A 15,537-nucleotide genomic window follows, 5' to 3' on the forward strand; every position below is an offset into this window, starting at 1 on the left:
ATCAGTTCCCGGAGGGGCTGGCCGGTGGCACCTGAACCGAATCGATCTGCGCGTGGGCCCGGGTCGGAGCCTCAGGCCAGTCCGCCACAATCGTCTTCGGCCAGCTGGTCTGCACTCCGAGTAGTGCGGCCAGGGTTTGCGGGATCCCGCGCAGATGGGGTTGACCCGGCGCACGACCGTGCTCGATCCCGCCGCCGATCGCCGTAAAGATTGCGGCCTCGTCGTGCTCGAGCGCAGTGCGAATCCCGTGATCCGACATCACGACCAGCACGTCGTCGGCGTCGAGTTCCTGCCAGACTTCGCCGATGCGACGATCGAGATAGCGATAGGCCCAGAGCAAAGTATGTGCACCGTCATCCTGCTCGGAGCGCAGCATCTCGGTAAAGAAGGTATGAGTCAGAATATCCAGCGGCTCGATGCGAATCAGCAATAGATCGACTTCACCCGAACGCGCGAGATTGGTCGCGGAGTCGAACTCGGCCGCCATCTTCTCGACTTCGGATCGATACGCGCGGTGATGCTTGAAGATCTCCGGCAGCCCGTTCTTTTCTCGATTGTTCAAGGGCCGCATCGCCAGCAACTGGCCCGCCGGTCGACGCTTGCTCGAGGGCCCGATGAGTTCGGCGTGTTCACCGGCATCGATGTAGCCGTGCGAGAACAAGAGGTTCGCAGTCACGTGCGGCCCCGCTCCGACTCGTTCGAAAAGGTTCTCACCCTCTGGAAGCACCTTCTGCAAGAACGCGAACGGGTTCTTGCCCACGGATGCGAGACCGCCGATCTCCATGCCGAGCCTGTTTGCCAGACCCAGGAACGTGACGTGCTTGCCCCGCGTGGGCCAGACCAGGCTCTCCATGGCCGCACCGGTGAACGCGGGTGAGCTTTCGAGCACCGCCCGATAGCCATTGCGCAAGATGAAGTCGTGCACGGGCATCTCACCGCGCGCGCGCAGGTACTGGACGATGCGCCAGTCTTCACAGTCGGGAATCACCACGAACACGCGCCGACGACCGTCGCCCTGCGCGAGTTGCGGCTCGAATTCTTCGGGCGCCTTGGGCGGCCGAGGCTGAATATCGACTCTCGTTTCCCTGCGATCGGGCCACACGGTTCCCGAAGCCAGCGTCTGGCCAGTTTCACCGCGATAGACCCAACGCTGCGGATGGATGGCAGACTTGCGCTCGACGCGCAGACTGCGACCGGGCCGGATGGGTAGCGAGTGAAATTCAGTGTCGGGTTCTTCGTCGATCGCGGGCGAGATCAGCAGGCGACCCGGCGGCGCGTCTTCAGGCGTGTGAAACACGAGTGCGTTGGGAGCGCGATCGGCGCCGAGATCCGAGAGGCGGCTGGACGAAGCCGCACTGCGCAGGATCTCCTCTCGCGAAATCAGCACATTGTCGAGTTTTTCCTTCGCGCGATCGTAGACTTCCAGCGCCTCCGCAGTGTAGCCATCCACCAGGTAGTGGCCGATCAACCGCTCGTAGAGCGTGCGTTTCAGAGCATCGGAGCCGAGTTTCTCTTCGTCGTCCATCGCGTTCTTCAGCAACTCGATGCGCGTGAAATCGGGATCGGACAGACCGAACATGCTCACGCGAATCGCGTAGCGCGCGGCCATATCGGCTGAGTTGCCGCCCATCGACTGCCACCAGTCGTAGGTCTTCTTCAACTCCTCGCGTCGCTCGGAACCGGCAAAAGCTCCCGCACGCCCTTCGAACCAGGCCGTCTGAGCAGAGCCCGGTTCGGGTGGCGGCACTTCGCCCAGGACCTCGAGCGAACCATCCCAATCGCTGCGGCGCTCGTAACCCGCCGAAAGCACCAGACGCAGAGCCAGCGAAGTTTCCAGATCATCGCTCAGGCGTGTGCGCATATCCGCAAGCACGTCGATTTCGTCTTCGTAGATACTGCGGTTGATCATCTCGGCTTCGATCAGCTGGGTGTCGCGCGAGTAAACCTTGTTCGCACGACGCGCCAACTCCGCAGCTTCCTGGAACAAGCCCGATTCCGCGCGCTGGCGAACGACCATGCGGGCAATCGTCACATCGGGCACCCAGTCGTCCGCGGCGGGATCGGCGAGCACCTTCTCCACGAGTTGCACGCATTCGTCGAGCCGATCCTGGGCCGCATATGCCCAGCACAGGCACTCGGCAGCAATCCGGCCTTCCTCACCAGAATCCACCGCATCGTCACCCAGCGAGAGCGCAAGCTCCCACTCGCTATTGCGCGTGGCATCGCAGATTTCGCCGACCATCGCCTGCCGCTGGACGCGGCGAGCAGAGACCACGCCCAGGGAAACGGCGACGACCATCAAGACGACGGCAAGGGTCGCCGAGATCGCGCGGGACTTCACGAGTCGCCCTTTGCTTCGAGTTCAATCTGCAGACGATATTCGCCTTCGCGCACGGAGGTGCGTGCGATCAGACGATCCCACGCGTAATCGAACTTGAAGGCCGCAGGTGGCTTTGGCAGTGTGGCGCGAAGCATCTCGTCGGCTGCCGAGAAACGCTCCAGGAATACGAACAATCCGCCGCGCTCATCGAGAGCCGCCGTCTTTGTCTTCGACAGAGACCTGGAGACACTGGCTTTGTCCCAGCCGATCACCAGGGCCTCGTCGGTCGCGACGTAACAGGGCGCGAACTCCGGCAGGATCTTCAGATTGTCGAGGCAGGCGCCCGAGTGTTCACCAAGCGTCAGCGGTACCGGCGTTACCGGCCAGGTCTCGCGCAGATCTGAGACGAATTGATCCATCGCGGCGATGGCAGCCCGCTTGAAACGGAAGCCCACACTCAGCGCGAGTGGTGGAATCTGCCGTCCGGCTTCGGGCAGGTAGACGGCGAACTCCAGAGTGCCGTCGAGGACAGCCCCCGCAAAGAGCTCACTCTTCATGCGGAACAGGTCGCTCGCCTGGGAATCCTGCGGCACCAGGGCGGCGATGTTCAGACCGCCCTCCGGTCGGAAGCGACCGTGCAAGAGGACGTCGTCGCCGTTCAGTGTCGGCGCTCCGGGCAACTCCGAAGCGGGCAAAAGGAGCTTTCCGGCGTTCGAGTTCGCGTCGAGCTGGAAACGCGCGTCCAGTGACAGAGACCCGTCCGCAGCCACACGCGCAGCGCCCGCCACACGACCGGCGTCGCCAATCGGCAGCAAGACGGCGAAGTCGGCATCGCCCCGGATCTGCTTCAGGGCTTCAGGCAGGGCTTCGACCTCAGCGCAGCGGATCGATCGCATCAACGCGCCAATCTCGCCGTCTGCAGACGAACCGCTGAACGCCTTGCACGCTGCGATGCGCTCGCGCAGTTCGCGCGCGTCCCGGCCCAGAGGCGCCAGTTCGAGTCGTTCCAGGCGTGACAGGGCACGAACCAGGGCGTCCGCATCCCCTCCGATCATGGCGCCCTGGGGCAACTTCGAAAAGAAGTCCCCGCTCCGGCATCCGCCAGAGAAGAGCACCAGAATGCTGGCCATGACGCTCCCGGCCGTCACTGTCCAGTTGATTCTGCGAATCTTCGCCGCCGTCGTCGCGCGTGTCTCGTGTGGCAAACGGTCGACCCCTCTTCGATATGCGGGTCTCATCGGTAAGGCTGCGGTTCCCGTTGAGTTCAGGCGCGGCGAAAAGCGGTTTCCCTCCCGGGGTATTCGACACCTGTTGCGCCCGGCCATGCATAATGAGAACAGTGCAAGACCAGACAGAAACCCCGACGAAGGAACGCTCGGACCGGGAGCCGAGTGCACGGCGCAGCGGCCTTTCCATGGGTTCGGTTCTCGGCTACGGCTCGGGCAACTTCGCGTTTGCCCTGATTGGCCTGGTCGTGGCTGTGAACCTGCAGTTCTTCTACACCGATTACGTCGGACTTTCGGCGGGGCTCGTTTCCTGGTCCCTGCTCCTCGCGCGCTGTTTCGACGCAGTAACCGACCCGGTCATGGGCTACCTATCGGATCACACGCACACGCGCATCGGTCGGCGCAGACCCTATATCCTGGCGACCGCAATTCCCCTGGGGCTGTCGTTCTACATGCTGTTCTCGCCGCCAGCCATCGACGACCCGGCCAACCACCAGGGCTATCTACTGGCCTATATGCTCGGCTTCTACATCCTGACCTACTTCATGTGGACCATCGGGGCCGTCCCGTACTTCAGCCTGGGCGCCGAACTGACAGATGACTACGAGGAACGGGTCAAGGTAATCGCGGTGCGCGAAGGCTGGGCTCTCACCGGCCTGCTCGCGGCCACCGTGCTGCCCGCATACCTGATCAACGCCTACGGCGGACCTGCGGGCTATTCCTTCATGGGTGCGATTCTCGGCTTCAGCACGACGGTCTTCTTGATCGGTTGCGGAGTGACTACCCGCGAACGATCGGAGTTCCACGGTCGCGAACCCATGAACCCCTACGCAGGCTGGCTGGCGACCCTGCGCAATCCGCATTTTCGCCCGCTCTTGCTCGCGTTCACCTGCGCTGCGATCGCGGGAGCGATCCCGGCAGTGCTGGTCATATACATGTCGGTGTACATCATCGGAACGCCCGACTGGTGGTCTGCGGCGATGCCGGGGTGGGTGCCGACCTGGTCGTACTACCTGCTGGTGTACTTCGGAAGTGGCGTGGTCTCGCTGCCGTTCTGGAACCGGCTGGCCGGATCGCTCGGCAAGCGCAACACCTGGGGAGTGGCCCTCGCCATCGCCACCTGCACGAGCATGGCCTGCTTCTGGCTCGACGAGGGCAGCATCTTCTACTTCACGGGAATCCTCGTACTCGGTGGCATGGCTTTTGGGAACTATCTCTCGTTGCCACCTTCGATGGTCGCCGATCTGATTGACTGGGACGAAATGGAGACGGGCCGCCGGCGCGAAGGTTCGTACTTTGCGATCTGGGCTTTCGCTACGAAACTGGGAAACGCGATCACCGGGTTCATCGCCCTACAGGTGCTAGAACACGTCGGCTACCAACCGGGCGTTCCGCAGAGCGAGACCGTCAAGACCTGGATGGTGTGGATGTACTCCTGGTTCCCGGCGCTCTTTTACATGTTTGCGGGAATTGCCCTGGTGCGTTTTCGCTTCTCGCATAGCGACCTGAGAGCCGCTCAGGAGAGCATCGGGCGCGGGGAGGGTTCGTCGTTGTAGTCCACGCATATGGGTGTAGAATGCCAGACGAGTAAATGGCCCGAATCCTTGTCGTCGACGATGATGCGCAGATCCGTGGAGTCATCCGCGGGATGCTCGAAACTATGGGCCACGAGGTGCACGAGGTTTCCGACGGAATGCACGCGACGGTCGCCTACCGTGAGAAACCGGCGGATCTCGTGATCACCGATATCTACATGCCCGACAAAGAGGGCCTGGAACTCATCCTCGAACTTCGCACCGAGTTTCCGGACGTCAAGATCGTGGCAGTCTCGGGAGGCGGCGGCGCCTTCGATCTGGAGCCTCTCGAGACCGCCCAGAATCTGGGCGTGTGCGCCACCTTGAACAAACCCTTCCGCTCTGAAGAGTTGGGCAAACTCGTCGAGCGGGTACTGAAGAGTTAGTTGGCCAAACGATGAATTCCTTCCCACGCGAAGAAATGGAAGAGATGACGCGGCGCTGGGTCGCCGCAAATACTGAAGCCGGTCGCACGGGTGACTGGTCGAAGATGTCCGCCTTCTACACCGAAGACGCCCTGTACACCTGGAACAATGGTTCGGGCTGGGAGTTCGCAGCGCGCAATCGCCAGGAAATCCAGGACTGGGTGTTTGGCTCCGAGATGGAGGGACTGGAGCACTGGTCCTACCCGTACGTTCGCACTCTGATCGACGACCAGAAGGGAGAGATCCTGGGCATCTGGCGTCAGATCGCGCCCGAGAAGGACCCCGAGGGCAAGCCCTACGAGATCGCCGGCACGGGCGGATCCTGGTTCCGCTATGCGGGCGACTTCAAGTGGAGCTGGCAACGCGACTTCTTCGACCACATGAACGCGGGCGCGGTCTTCGGCGCCATGGCGAAGAACAATCAGCTGACTCCGAAGATGCTGGAGCGCATGAAGAAGGGCTCCGATATGCCGGGCTGGATCCGGCGCTCGGAGATCGACTGGTACGAGACGATCAGCGATCGCGAGGACTGAGCAGGTCCGGGGTCGGGTGCGCCACACCTGGCCGCATCGCATCACATCTGATGGGGCTCCGAGGGAGCCTAATCGAACCAGTCATGGGGCAGCGGAGTGTAGCCCCAACCGTCGTCGCCCCGAAGCGGACGCTCCCCCGATAGATGCTGGTAGACCGCCATCGGCACCGAACCATTGACGGCACTGCGCAACGGCGAAGCGGCCCTGCGCGACGCAAGTGGCGGCCCCCATACAGTGACCAGTGCGTTCTTTTCGTGAAACGATTCCCCGGCGTGGCGGCCAGGCACGAACGAGTTATAGCCAATGCCCGCGCGCGGAAAGAGATTGATCGTACCCGCACGCTCAGAGGCGTATAAATGGCCGAGTTGCACCACGGAATCGGGCCGCGGGGTATACGAACAGAGCCGGCGCCAGGCCTCCTCGGTACACCAGGTGCTCACATCGTCTTCCAGGGCACCGAGGCAGCGCTTGCGCAGGACGGCGTGATCGCGGAGATCGTCGTCCGTGAAAACCTCGTAGGGTGAAAGCCGATCCGTGTCGAGCAGGTCCGCTCCCTCGAAGCTGAAGTGCAGGCGATTCCCCCGGCGTCGAATCAGCGCTTCAGCGCGCTCGCCATCCCGCCAGCCGATCAGGCGAACCCTTCCCTCGTCGGGCGAATTGGCTGTCTCGCGCACGGCGAGGTACTCCAACGAGTCGGACAGGCGCGTGACAATCTCTTCCAGCAAGTCAATGGGCGCGGCGTCGGGCTGTGACAGTGGCCGGATCGCGCGCAGTTCCGAAGCCAACGGTTGGCGCGCGAAGCCCGCGTCCTGATCGACAAAGAGATCGAACATATAGTTGCCACCCGCAGTCGAGGCGATGACCACGTCGATGCCCTTCATGCTCGGTGGACGAAATGGATTGGTGAGCTTGGGTCCCTCGCCTTCATCCGACGAAATCTTCACGACCCGGAAATCCAGACCCCGCTCGCGCAATGCGTCGAAGATTTCGACCTCTGGATTCAGGAGATGGAACACGGGCGACAGGCCGTGGTCCCCGGACAGACCGAATACCGTCCTTTCGAGCAAACCGGCCTTCTGGTAGGCGCGTTGCCAGCGACCCAACCAGTAGTCCAGTCGATTGAGTTCGCCCGACGGGGCCAGGATCTCGTCGGCAAACGGTCCCTCGAAGTGCGCGAAATGATCGGGCCAGGGATCGTAGACCATCAGGAGTTCGGGCAGTGTGCGCTGTTCCAGTTCCGCAATCTCCTCGATCCAACCCTCGGCGAGTTTGCGGTCCTGCTCGTCGGCAATCCGCACCCAGAAACGCCACCAGGGAGAAGTCCCGTCGAAACTCGCGCGCTTGTCGAGCAGGCGGTTTCGCAGTTTGCGCAGCTTCAACTCGGTATCCACGCGCTTTTCGAGTTCGGCCGCACACTGACGCTCGCCGAAATCGCGCAGCTTCTCTCCCAGACCCAGGTTGACGAAAGGGTCGATACCGAACTGGGCTCGCTCGTCGTACTGAGCGCTGCAACTCATGCTTCCCACCTCAGGCAGGCGCTCGAAGAGAGTCCGCAGTTCCGCTGCGTCGGTGAGGCGCACCAGATCGACGGCATCACTGCCGTAGAAGTAGTACGCCCTGCCCTGCTGCTGACCGTTGCGTTCGTAGTTGCGCTCAACGAAGTGGAAGTTCGGCAGACCGGTCGAGTTCGCACCCGCCACCGGCGCGCCGGTGAGCCCGATCGGAATATTGCGCACGCTGATCGTGGGAGTGGTCGAGATACCGACGGGAAGCCAGTGCGTGTGCGCATCGGCCAGACGCTCGCGAAAGAACGGCAGATAGTCGGGATGCCGGTAGCCTCGCTGCGCGAAGGCTTCCAGGAAAGCGGTCTGTTGCGCCGCAGGCTCGCGCAGTGACTTCGCCTTCGGAGCGGGCCCACCCGCCGCGCGCTGCTCTTCGGCGATCCGGGCGATGAATGCATCGTCGGCGCCGGAGCCCGCGAGCGCTTGCACGAGGCGTCCCTGCAAGCCATCGACGACGACCACGACGCCGTGGCGTCGCTCGTACTGCGCGTGTTCGAGGTAGGACCAGAGCGCGCCGCCCTGCGGGCGAGCCAGCTCGGCCTTCAGCCAGTTCTTCAGCTGATTCGCGCGAAACGCACGCGACGCAAAGAAGCGGTAATTGCGGCAGACGGTCTGATCGATGAAACGGATCAGCGCGGCCGTCGCCGTCTCCAGCTTTTCGTCGTCCTTCAGCACAGCCGCCAGTGCCGCACCGAGATCCGCTTGCCCCTCCATCTGCTCGCCCAACGCCTCGAGCAGATTGCGGATCGAAGGCAGTGCGGCGCGCGTAGCCCGCTCGAGCGCGGGCAGTTCCGCCCGTCTCTCACAGGCGAGTCGCTCCTCCACCTGCGAAGCATCCGTGCGATCTCGCAGATACAGGACATCGTAGAACGCGAGCAACTCGCGCACGACCTCAGGCGCCAGTCCGGGAAGACTCGGACCTTCAGGCACCTGCTCGGGATTCCACTCGAACATCGAGTGCTCGATTCCCGGCACGTCATCTTCCGGCGCGAAATGCGCGCGAAGGTGATCATCGAAAGTCTCCGCAGACTCCCCTACAGGCGGCTGGTACATCTCGTGTACGAAGAGCAGGAACGGAACCAGCTCATCTACGAAGTCGTCGGCATTCACGCGCGCGCGCAGCCGTTGGTGCAGGGCTTCGGGAAGCTCGAGCTCCGCAAGAAAGCGCTCCAGCTTGACCCGGGCGTAGAGCGAAACCGCCAATTCCACGGGAACCCGTCGCAACCAGGCTCCCGTGTCGTAGATCTGTCGCAGGTGCAGCCGGATCGCGCCCGTCACCGGACGCTGGACTTCACCGCAACCGGTCGGGCCGCAGGCAGCCAGACAGATGGAAACGGCGAGCAGACCGGTGCGGAGTCGCATGGACCCGAGCATACCGAACAGATCGACCGAGCCACGGCCCAGCGGGTACAGGAACGGCCCGGAATTCAAACAGGTGGTGACCCCCGCGGGATTCGAACCCGCACTGCTCTCTGTAAATACCTGTTTGCAAAGACGTTTTTCCTGGACCTTCAGGTCTTGTTACGAGGGTGTGACAACTTTCGTCTCTCCGTGCGAGCGATCGTCGCCAGTCACGTTGCTCTGTTGATCTTTGCGGCGATGATCGAAACCGACCGCATCATGCGAGCTCTTCACCACAGCACGGCCGACCTTCGCTGCCCCAGCGCTGGCCAATGGAGATCCACGAACTCAAGACGTGGCCTGATCAGTTCAACGCCATGCGCTACCGGATGAAGACGGCCGACGTCCGGAGGAACGATCGGAACTTCTAGCCCGGCGACATGTTGCGGTTCCTTGAGTGGGAGCTAGCCAGAGACATGGAGACCGGCGTGATGCTAGGCGCGTCCAACAACTCTGATCGTTCTGGGCGGCAAGGGGCAACTGAGAATCCAAGATTCTCAGGACTAGACGTTGCGTTACTTCTTCTTGAGTACTGTCCCTGTTACATCAACCTTGTATCCGTTCATTACATATGCCCACCACCAGCTCTCCTTCACGGAGATGTTGACCAGCTCGTCGCCGTCTTTCTCCTCGAGGATCCTGTCCACCGCGCGCTGGATCTTGTTCGTGTTCTGAATGGGAATGATGTTGAGAATCATCAAGCCGGTAGCGCTCATCTCGCCTTCCCCGAGATTGGTGTACTTGCTGCTGTCCACATCTACCGCAGCCATCCTATACGCCGTGCCCGAGCAACCCACAGCCAGAGAGGCAACCAGGGACAGTGTTACGAGAGTGAGACGCGTCGTTTCCATCCATGCCTCCAATGTCGATATTCGTATGAATAATATACTCCGCTTTGGAGGGATCTTGCAGACGGGAGCCTTGCGAACTCCCGTAGGCAAAACACAGCAGAGCCTCACACTCTGCGTCGCTCGAATCGCAGGCTCGGGCGCTCCTGCCCGGCCGGGATGGATCCCCATCCACCCTTTGAATTGAGGCTGCAGCCAATAGCGGATCGGCGATGGCAAGTTGCCCGCGCGCTCCGCTAGGAATTGATCCGAGATTCTTTCGTGCGTACCATCGATAGATGGTCGCTCGTATCGCAGCTGCGTTGGATGCGCCCCAGTCGGTCCAAGCTCGTCTCCCCACCGCGGAGCCTTCTGTCGCGTCTCACGTACCGACATGGGCGACTGACCTGGCCGGCGGTGAACCCATCTGGGAGCGCGCTCGGCGCGACCTGGTTCTGAGCGAGGTGGTTGGCGACGAATTCTCCCTCATGTCGGCTCGCACGCCTTGGCCACCCGCGTGGCCTGACGAAGCCCTCGTAGGCGCTGTCATAGACGCATACGCTGCGGTCCTGATGAGGCTAGAGAAGCGGGGCGTTCATCCCGTCCGAATCTGGAACTTCGTTCCGCAGATCAACCGGGAGGCTCTGTCTAGACAACCAAGATATCACCTCTTCAACCGGGGACGTTTTTCCGCATTCCAGAGCCGTTGCGACGGGGAGCCCCTCTCACTAGATCTATGCGCAGCATCGGCGGTCGACATCGGCACGAACGAGCTGGAAGTCCACGTACTCGCGAGCGCACATCCCGGGATCGCCATCGAGAATCCTCGCCAAGTCGCAGCGTACGAGTACTCTCCGCGATATGGAGCGAACCCTCCCTGCTTCACCAGGGCCACGCGGCTGGCCCCACTGGCCCACCGAGATTGGGAAGGCGAGATCGCACTCGTCTCAGGGACCGCGAGCATCGTAGGGGAGGATTCCGAGCATCTGGGAGATGTAGAGGCACAAGCGCGTGAGACGCTCACGAACCTGGCAGTGGTCGCGGCCACTGCGTTCCCTGGCGCCGCCCGCGCTAGCTCGCGCCTTTTGAGCGGTGACCTCGCGCGGCGGGACCTTCTCGCGCTGTACCGTCTCGTTAGGGTCTACGTAGTACGGGAGACCGAGATCGGGGACGTCGTTCGGCTGTTCGAGGAACTCCTCGCGGCGGATTGCGAGCTCGAACTCGTGGTCGCGGATCTGTGCAGACCCTCCCTGTTGTTGGAAGCGGAAGGAGTGGCCGTTTGGAAGCAGGTGGCCATGGAGTCGAATCGTCGTTGATCGATGGCTTTCTCCTTTGTAAATGGATCCACCGAGCCCGTTCCCGCGCGAGTCGAGGAGAGAACAAGATGTCCGTCCATGCCGCCACGATCACCCTAGGGCTGGCCCTTTGCTGACGGGCTGCACCACCACGGGCCGCTTCGTCATCCCCGAGGGAACACAGCTCGAAGTCTATCGTCGGCCCGTGACCGTACAGGCGAGAGCCCTCCCAAAAGGAGCCACCGAGTTCCGACTATCCAAGAATGAGGAAGCGATCCAAGAGGGGCGGCTACACGCGACGTTCCGCGTGGCGTCGATTTTCCGGCTTCCCATCCTCAACGCCGTGATCTATTGGCCAATGGGCTTCAACCCGAGCATCACGCACGACCCCGTGCGGGAAACCCATGAGTAGCGCCGTGCCGGTGTGGAGGCGCACGGTCACGGCACTGCACTGCTGCCTGCTGTTCGGGTGCGCGAGCCTCCCGTACACACCGTCCACTTGCGATAGCGCCGATCTGATGCCACTACGCGCGGGCGAGCCGCAGATCGAGCGCGGTCGCCCGCACGCGCTGCTCGACGGGCTGGGCCACTACGTGCTCTCGGTGCCGAGCAAGATCACCCTGCTTGACTGGAAGGTTGACAACCACGACATCTCGGTGGAGACCGAGACTGCCCTCGTCGAGTACCTCCGAGCCAACGAACTGTGCAACGTCAAGGTGCGACTGAACCAGTACTCGGTTCCCGGCGAGTGGTCGCGACTGTTCCGCAACCGCAACATCGGTGGCTTCTGGCGCTATACTTTCGGGATCCTCACGTTGGCGACCTACACGGCGCTGCCGCAGCGCGCGTTCGGCGGAGACAACTACAATCCGTTCACGAACACGATCAACATCTACTCCGACGTCCCGGCGATCGTCCTTCACGAGGGCGGACATGCCAAGGACTTCGCGCGTCGCGAGTCGAAGGGCCTCTACTCGGCCGTGCGCATCCTCCCGATCGTGCCCCTGTGGCAGGAGGGAATCGCCTCGACGGACGCAGTGAGCTACCTGCGCGCCGAGGGCGACGCCGACGGCGAGAGCGCGGCCTACCCGGCGCTCTGGGGCGCCTACGGCACGTACATAGCGGGAGAGGGGCTGCGCTGGTACAGCGGCCCTGCCTGGGTCTCCTACGCTGTGTTGATCCCGATCGCCTGGACCGGAAAGTTCGTCGGCTGGATCAAGTCGTTGACTGTCTCAGATTCCCCGCCTTCACCCTGACAAACCGCTGACGAAGTCACGACAATGGGGGGCGTTCGATTTCCGGAACTGCTCTCATTATGCGATCTGTTCATCGATCCCGTGGATGCGAATTGCGAGGTCGTCGCTCGGGAAGACCGAAGCTTTCCCTTGGTCTGCCATCTCCTTAGTTCAGCGGGTAGGCCTTGGCATTCATGGGAGGGGTCTTCGTTCAGAAGGAGGCAATTCGATCCTCGACGAACGAAGCCCTTCGGCAGATCTACGCGGAACTCGTCCGCGGCCTCCGGAGAGCCTTGGCCCGACCTCCAGACTAGCTGGGACAGATGAGTTCCCGACGCGAGAGTGTCTCCACTTCGATCTCGTAGTCGTGCAGCCCGTTTCGAAGGTGGACCCGACGAGGAACCTCGCGCGGTGCGACGCCTCCTTTGTAGCTCACAACCACGCTGCCCATGCGTGCCCCCAAGCGGTCCGGGATCGTGCGCTCGACGAGCCGGCCGTCCTGCCAACGCTCGACGAAAGCGAAGCTCCCCAGAAACACAGTGTGACTGCCGTCGGCGAGCGGCGGGTCGGCCACGGGGTAGAGATAGGTTCGATGCACATCGAGCAGGACGCGGTCGGGTGCAAAGGGCCAGGGCTGGGTCGTGAAAGACTGCACCTGCGTCTCGTACCCGCGCTGGGTGATGGAGAAGAGGCGCTGGCCGAGCGGAGACAGGCCCACGATCACTAGCGCACCGCAATGGACCTGCAGCACGGCTTCGAGCGCCCCACTGGTACCGTCGGCGGCCCGGAAGCGCAGGCGCTGGCGCAGGGCGAAGTTCCCGGGAACCTGGCCGCTCGCGAGCAGCTTCACAGTGCTCGCATCGGACAGCATCGGCGGTGGCCGCTGTGGCGGACTGACACAGGCTGCCAGAAGCAGCCCTAGTGCGACGGCGGCGCAACGGCTCACGGGGCGGGCAACTCGAACAGCTCGTCGAGCTCGCGTTGTGTGAACACGCGCTGGCTGTCGACGTCCGTGAACACCATCAGTGTCTCGTCGCCGCCGCGCTCGAGGATCCGGAGTCGCGAGACGGAGCGACCTTGGCCGAAAATCTGCAGCACGCGCAGGCTCCGCTTCAAGGCTTCGGCCCGCGGCTCAAGCACGAGCTCCCAGCGGCGGCCCTCCGGCTTCCCGACGCTCCGAAGCTCCAGAACAAAGTTCATTTGCAGACCTGGAAGATCGCCTCGGAGGAGCATCCGAAAGCTGTCCACGAATACGCCCAGCATCGGATGCACGGCGAGGTCGAGCGCGCCGCGATCCTCGTCGGACGCGTAGCGCAATTGCTCTCCGTCCAGCAGCAGGGTCGAGCGCAGCGGGGCCTCGGTGTGACGCGCGAGCCGACCCGGTGGCGCGAAGTAGATCGTGCCGCGTGTCTCGAGCGGCTCGACCAACAGCGCGAGGTGTTTTTCTTCGTGGAAACGCGCCGCCAGCCCGGGTATGCGTGCGAAGTCGGCGAGGAGCGTCTCGAGATCGAGCGGGGTCTCGCGACCCGGTAGCGGAGACGCGGCGCGCACGGGCGCCTCGGGGATCAACACGGCAAACGCCAGCAGCACGAGCAGAGCGCTGGACAATGAACGTGCCATGGGGCTCCTAGAATATGTAGGTGAGCGTCGGATCATGTTGTTTACAGCCAACAGGGCCACTGGCATTCTGGCGCTCATCCAATGCGATGGCCAGACCGGATCGTTCCCTGCGCGTCCGGTATCATTCAGGAGCGACGAATGAGCGAACGCTGCCGAAATCACGAGAGGGCAAGAGACAAGGAAACGACGCCCCTTCCGGCACCATCGCGGAGCGGCATCGGGCGGCGCCTGGAAAGGCTCTGGCGGGTCTGCGGAACGGCTTTCATGTTCGCAGCCTTCGGTGTCGGCGCCGTCATCTTGGCGCTTGTTGTAGTCCCGCTTTCGGGGCGACTGACGCGAGGCGAGGTACGCCGCGACCTGCTGGCGCAGCGCTGGATCCAGCGTTCCTTCGCACTGTTCGTGCGACTCGGTGTTCTGATTCGGGTCTGGAAGACGAGTCATCATGGCATGCAACATCTCGCCGAGGGCCCTAGCCTGGTTGTGGCTAATCACCCCACCCTCATGGACGTAGTATTTCTCCTCGCGTTCATGCCGCAGGCGGACTGTGTGGTGAAGCGCGCAGCTTGGAGCAACCCGGCCTTACGCGGCATCGTGCGGGCCGCCGGCTACATCCCGAACGATAGCAGTGAGACGCTGGTCGAGGCCTGCGCGGACCGCCTGCGCGCTGGGCGCTCCGTGGTCCTGTTCCCTGAGGGGTCCCGCTCGCCAGATTGCGGCCTCAGGAGCTTTCGGCGCGGCATGGCGCATATCGCTCTCCGCAGCGGCTGCCGGATCGTGCCGGTCGTGATCGACTGCGATCCACCGGCACTCAAAAAGGGACAACCGTGGTACGCTCTGCCGAACGAGACTTTCCACTATACCTTTAGTGTCGGATCCCCAACATACGCGAAAGACCTAGTCGACGCTGACCTCGCACCGTCGGTGGCGGCAAGACGCATCAGCTCCTGGATGCGCAACTACTTCGAAGCAAGGCTGAACCATGGAGTCACTTGAAACGCTGGAGGCAGAGCTGAAGGAGCTGATCATCGGCGTGCTCGTACTGGAAGACATCACGCCTGAGGAGATCAGCAGCACGGACGCGCTCTTCGGCGAGGGTCTGGGCTTGGACTCGATCGATGCGCTGGAAATCGCGATGGGGCTAGAGAAGCGCTACGAAGTCCAGGTTGGCGACGATCCGGAGGAGAACGCGAAGCACTTTGCGAATGTTCGCGGCCTGGCCACCTTCGTGTCCGAAAATCGCAAGAAGTAGCCGCGCGCATGCCCGAGGCTATGACCAAAGAACAGATCTTCCAGCAGGTCAGCGAAATCCTGGTCCAGTCCTTCGAGCTCGACCCCGACGAGATCCTGCTCTCCGCGCACCTGATCGACGATCTGGACCTGGACAGCATTGACGCCATCGACCTTGCCGTCGGGCTTCAGGACGAGACCGGACTCGACGTGGCCGAGGAAGAGCTTCGGGAGATCCGGCGCGTGGAGGACATCGTCGAGCTGGTTCACCGCAGGCTGCAGGACGTGTAGC

At 62.7% G+C, this 15,537-nt stretch carries 16 protein-coding genes; 10 read left to right on the top strand and 6 right to left on the bottom strand.

The genetic code is table 11. The features are described from left to right. Window position 1: 1 nt before the first annotated feature. Window positions 2-2,341, bottom strand: a complete 2,340-nt coding sequence (locus GY725_08395) for an alkaline phosphatase family protein (protein ID MCP4004199.1) — start codon at window positions 2,339-2,341, stop codon at window positions 2-4. Continuing rightward, on the bottom strand, window positions 2,338-3,525 hold the full coding sequence (locus tag GY725_08400; protein ID MCP4004200.1) for a hypothetical protein: 1,188 nt from the start codon (window positions 3,523-3,525) through the stop codon (window positions 2,338-2,340). Before GY725_08400 ends, GY725_08395 begins: the two co-directional genes overlap by 4 nt. A gap of 134 nt (window positions 3,526-3,659) precedes the next feature. Here GY725_08400 and GY725_08405 point away from each other — a divergent pair, with 134 nt between their 5' ends. From GY725_08405 to GY725_08415, 3 genes are read left to right on the top strand one after another with little or no spacing between them, the layout of a single operon-like run. After that, a complete protein-coding gene (locus GY725_08405) occupies window positions 3,660-5,102 on the top strand; it encodes an MFS transporter (protein ID MCP4004201.1) in 1,443 nt (480 codons plus the stop codon). Between the two features lie 35 nt (window positions 5,103-5,137). Then, complete coding sequence (locus tag GY725_08410) at window positions 5,138-5,506, top strand: response regulator (GenBank protein MCP4004202.1); 369 nt, start codon at window positions 5,138-5,140, stop codon at window positions 5,504-5,506. An 11-nt stretch (window positions 5,507-5,517) separates the two neighbouring features. Then, the gene (locus GY725_08415) at window positions 5,518-6,078 is read left to right on the top strand and encodes a nuclear transport factor 2 family protein (GenBank protein ID MCP4004203.1); all 561 of its coding nucleotides are present in this window, start codon (window positions 5,518-5,520) and stop codon (window positions 6,076-6,078) included. Window positions 6,079-6,146: 68 nt separating this feature from the next. Here GY725_08415 and GY725_08420 read toward each other — a convergent pair whose 3' ends face one another. Then, on the bottom strand, window positions 6,147-9,071 hold the full coding sequence (locus GY725_08420; protein MCP4004204.1) for a hypothetical protein: 2,925 nt from the start codon (window positions 9,069-9,071) through the stop codon (window positions 6,147-6,149). A gap of 242 nt (window positions 9,072-9,313) precedes the next feature. Here GY725_08420 and GY725_08425 point away from each other — a divergent pair, with 242 nt between their 5' ends. Next, the gene (locus tag GY725_08425) at window positions 9,314-9,412 is read left to right on the top strand and encodes a DUF3850 domain-containing protein (protein ID MCP4004205.1); all 99 of its coding nucleotides are present in this window, start codon (window positions 9,314-9,316) and stop codon (window positions 9,410-9,412) included. A 144-nt stretch (window positions 9,413-9,556) separates the two neighbouring features. Here the strand turns inward: GY725_08425 and GY725_08430 are convergent, their stop codons facing one another. Next, window positions 9,557-9,892 carry a hypothetical protein gene (locus tag GY725_08430; protein MCP4004206.1) on the bottom strand — a complete coding sequence of 112 codons (336 nt, stop codon included), beginning with the start codon at window positions 9,890-9,892 and terminating at the stop codon, window positions 9,557-9,559. Between the two features lie 548 nt (window positions 9,893-10,440). Here GY725_08430 and GY725_08435 point away from each other — a divergent pair. The 3 genes from GY725_08435 to GY725_08445 all read left to right on the top strand — a co-directional run bounded on the left by GY725_08435 (window position 10,441) and on the right by GY725_08445 (window position 12,419). Further along, entirely contained in the window at window positions 10,441-11,184 is a 744-nt protein-coding gene (locus GY725_08435) for a hypothetical protein (GenBank protein ID MCP4004207.1), read from the top strand. A 109-nt stretch (window positions 11,185-11,293) separates the two neighbouring features. Then, window positions 11,294-11,575 (top strand): hypothetical protein, encoded by a 282-nt coding sequence (locus GY725_08440; GenBank protein MCP4004208.1) that lies wholly within the window; start codon window positions 11,294-11,296, stop codon window positions 11,573-11,575. Beyond that, window positions 11,568-12,419 (top strand): hypothetical protein, encoded by an 852-nt coding sequence (locus GY725_08445; protein MCP4004209.1) that lies wholly within the window; start codon window positions 11,568-11,570, stop codon window positions 12,417-12,419. Before GY725_08440 ends, GY725_08445 begins: the two co-directional genes overlap by 8 nt. 289 nt (window positions 12,420-12,708) lie before the next feature. On the opposite strand, the gene GY725_08450 is transcribed toward GY725_08445, so the two are convergent. Next, a complete protein-coding gene (locus tag GY725_08450; GenBank protein MCP4004210.1) occupies window positions 12,709-13,248 on the bottom strand; it encodes a DUF3261 domain-containing protein in 540 nt (179 codons plus the stop codon). A 92-nt stretch (window positions 13,249-13,340) separates the two neighbouring features. Continuing rightward, window positions 13,341-14,018: an outer membrane lipoprotein carrier protein LolA gene (locus GY725_08455; GenBank protein MCP4004211.1), complete on the bottom strand. Its 678-nt coding sequence runs from the start codon at window positions 14,016-14,018 to the stop codon at window positions 13,341-13,343. Window positions 14,019-14,156: 138 nt separating this feature from the next. Between GY725_08455 and GY725_08460 the strand changes: the two genes are divergently transcribed. From GY725_08460 to GY725_08470, 3 genes are read left to right on the top strand one after another with little or no spacing between them, the layout of a single operon-like run. Beyond that, window positions 14,157-15,011, top strand: coding sequence for a 1-acyl-sn-glycerol-3-phosphate acyltransferase (locus GY725_08460; GenBank protein ID MCP4004212.1), 855 nt, complete (start codon window positions 14,157-14,159; stop codon window positions 15,009-15,011). A 4-nt stretch (window positions 15,012-15,015) separates the two neighbouring features. Continuing rightward, the gene (locus tag GY725_08465; GenBank protein ID MCP4004213.1) at window positions 15,016-15,267 is read left to right on the top strand and encodes an acyl carrier protein; all 252 of its coding nucleotides are present in this window, start codon (window positions 15,016-15,018) and stop codon (window positions 15,265-15,267) included. A gap of 20 nt (window positions 15,268-15,287) precedes the next feature. Further along, window positions 15,288-15,536, top strand: coding sequence for an acyl carrier protein (locus GY725_08470; GenBank protein MCP4004214.1), 249 nt, complete (start codon window positions 15,288-15,290; stop codon window positions 15,534-15,536). Window position 15,537: the final 1 nt, after the last annotated feature.

This window comes from bacterium (assembly GCA_024226335.1).
Lineage (GTDB): Bacteria > Myxococcota_A > UBA9160 > SZUA-336 > SZUA-336 > JAAELY01.

What these genes read in the sequence shown, in the direction of transcription:
- GY725_08410 (MCP4004202.1), top strand. Translation starts at nt 5,138, where the DNA reads ATGGCCCGAATCCTTGTCGTCGACGATGATGCGCAGATCCGTGGAGTC.
- GY725_08415 (MCP4004203.1), top strand. Translation starts at nt 5,518, where the DNA reads ATGAATTCCTTCCCACGCGAAGAAATGGAAGAGATGACGCGGCGCTGG.
- GY725_08425 (MCP4004205.1), top strand. Translation starts at nt 9,314, where the DNA reads ATGGAGATCCACGAACTCAAGACGTGGCCTGATCAGTTCAACGCCATG.
- GY725_08430 (MCP4004206.1), bottom strand. Translation starts at nt 9,892, where the DNA reads ATGGAAACGACGCGTCTCACTCTCGTAACACTGTCCCTGGTTGCCTCT.
- GY725_08435 (MCP4004207.1), top strand. Translation starts at nt 10,441, where the DNA reads ATGAGGCTAGAGAAGCGGGGCGTTCATCCCGTCCGAATCTGGAACTTC.
- GY725_08445 (MCP4004209.1), top strand. Translation starts at nt 11,568, where the DNA reads ATGAGTAGCGCCGTGCCGGTGTGGAGGCGCACGGTCACGGCACTGCAC.
- GY725_08455 (MCP4004211.1), bottom strand. Translation starts at nt 14,018, where the DNA reads ATGGCACGTTCATTGTCCAGCGCTCTGCTCGTGCTGCTGGCGTTTGCC.
- GY725_08460 (MCP4004212.1), top strand. Translation starts at nt 14,157, where the DNA reads ATGAGCGAACGCTGCCGAAATCACGAGAGGGCAAGAGACAAGGAAACG.
- GY725_08470 (MCP4004214.1), top strand. Translation starts at nt 15,288, where the DNA reads ATGACCAAAGAACAGATCTTCCAGCAGGTCAGCGAAATCCTGGTCCAG.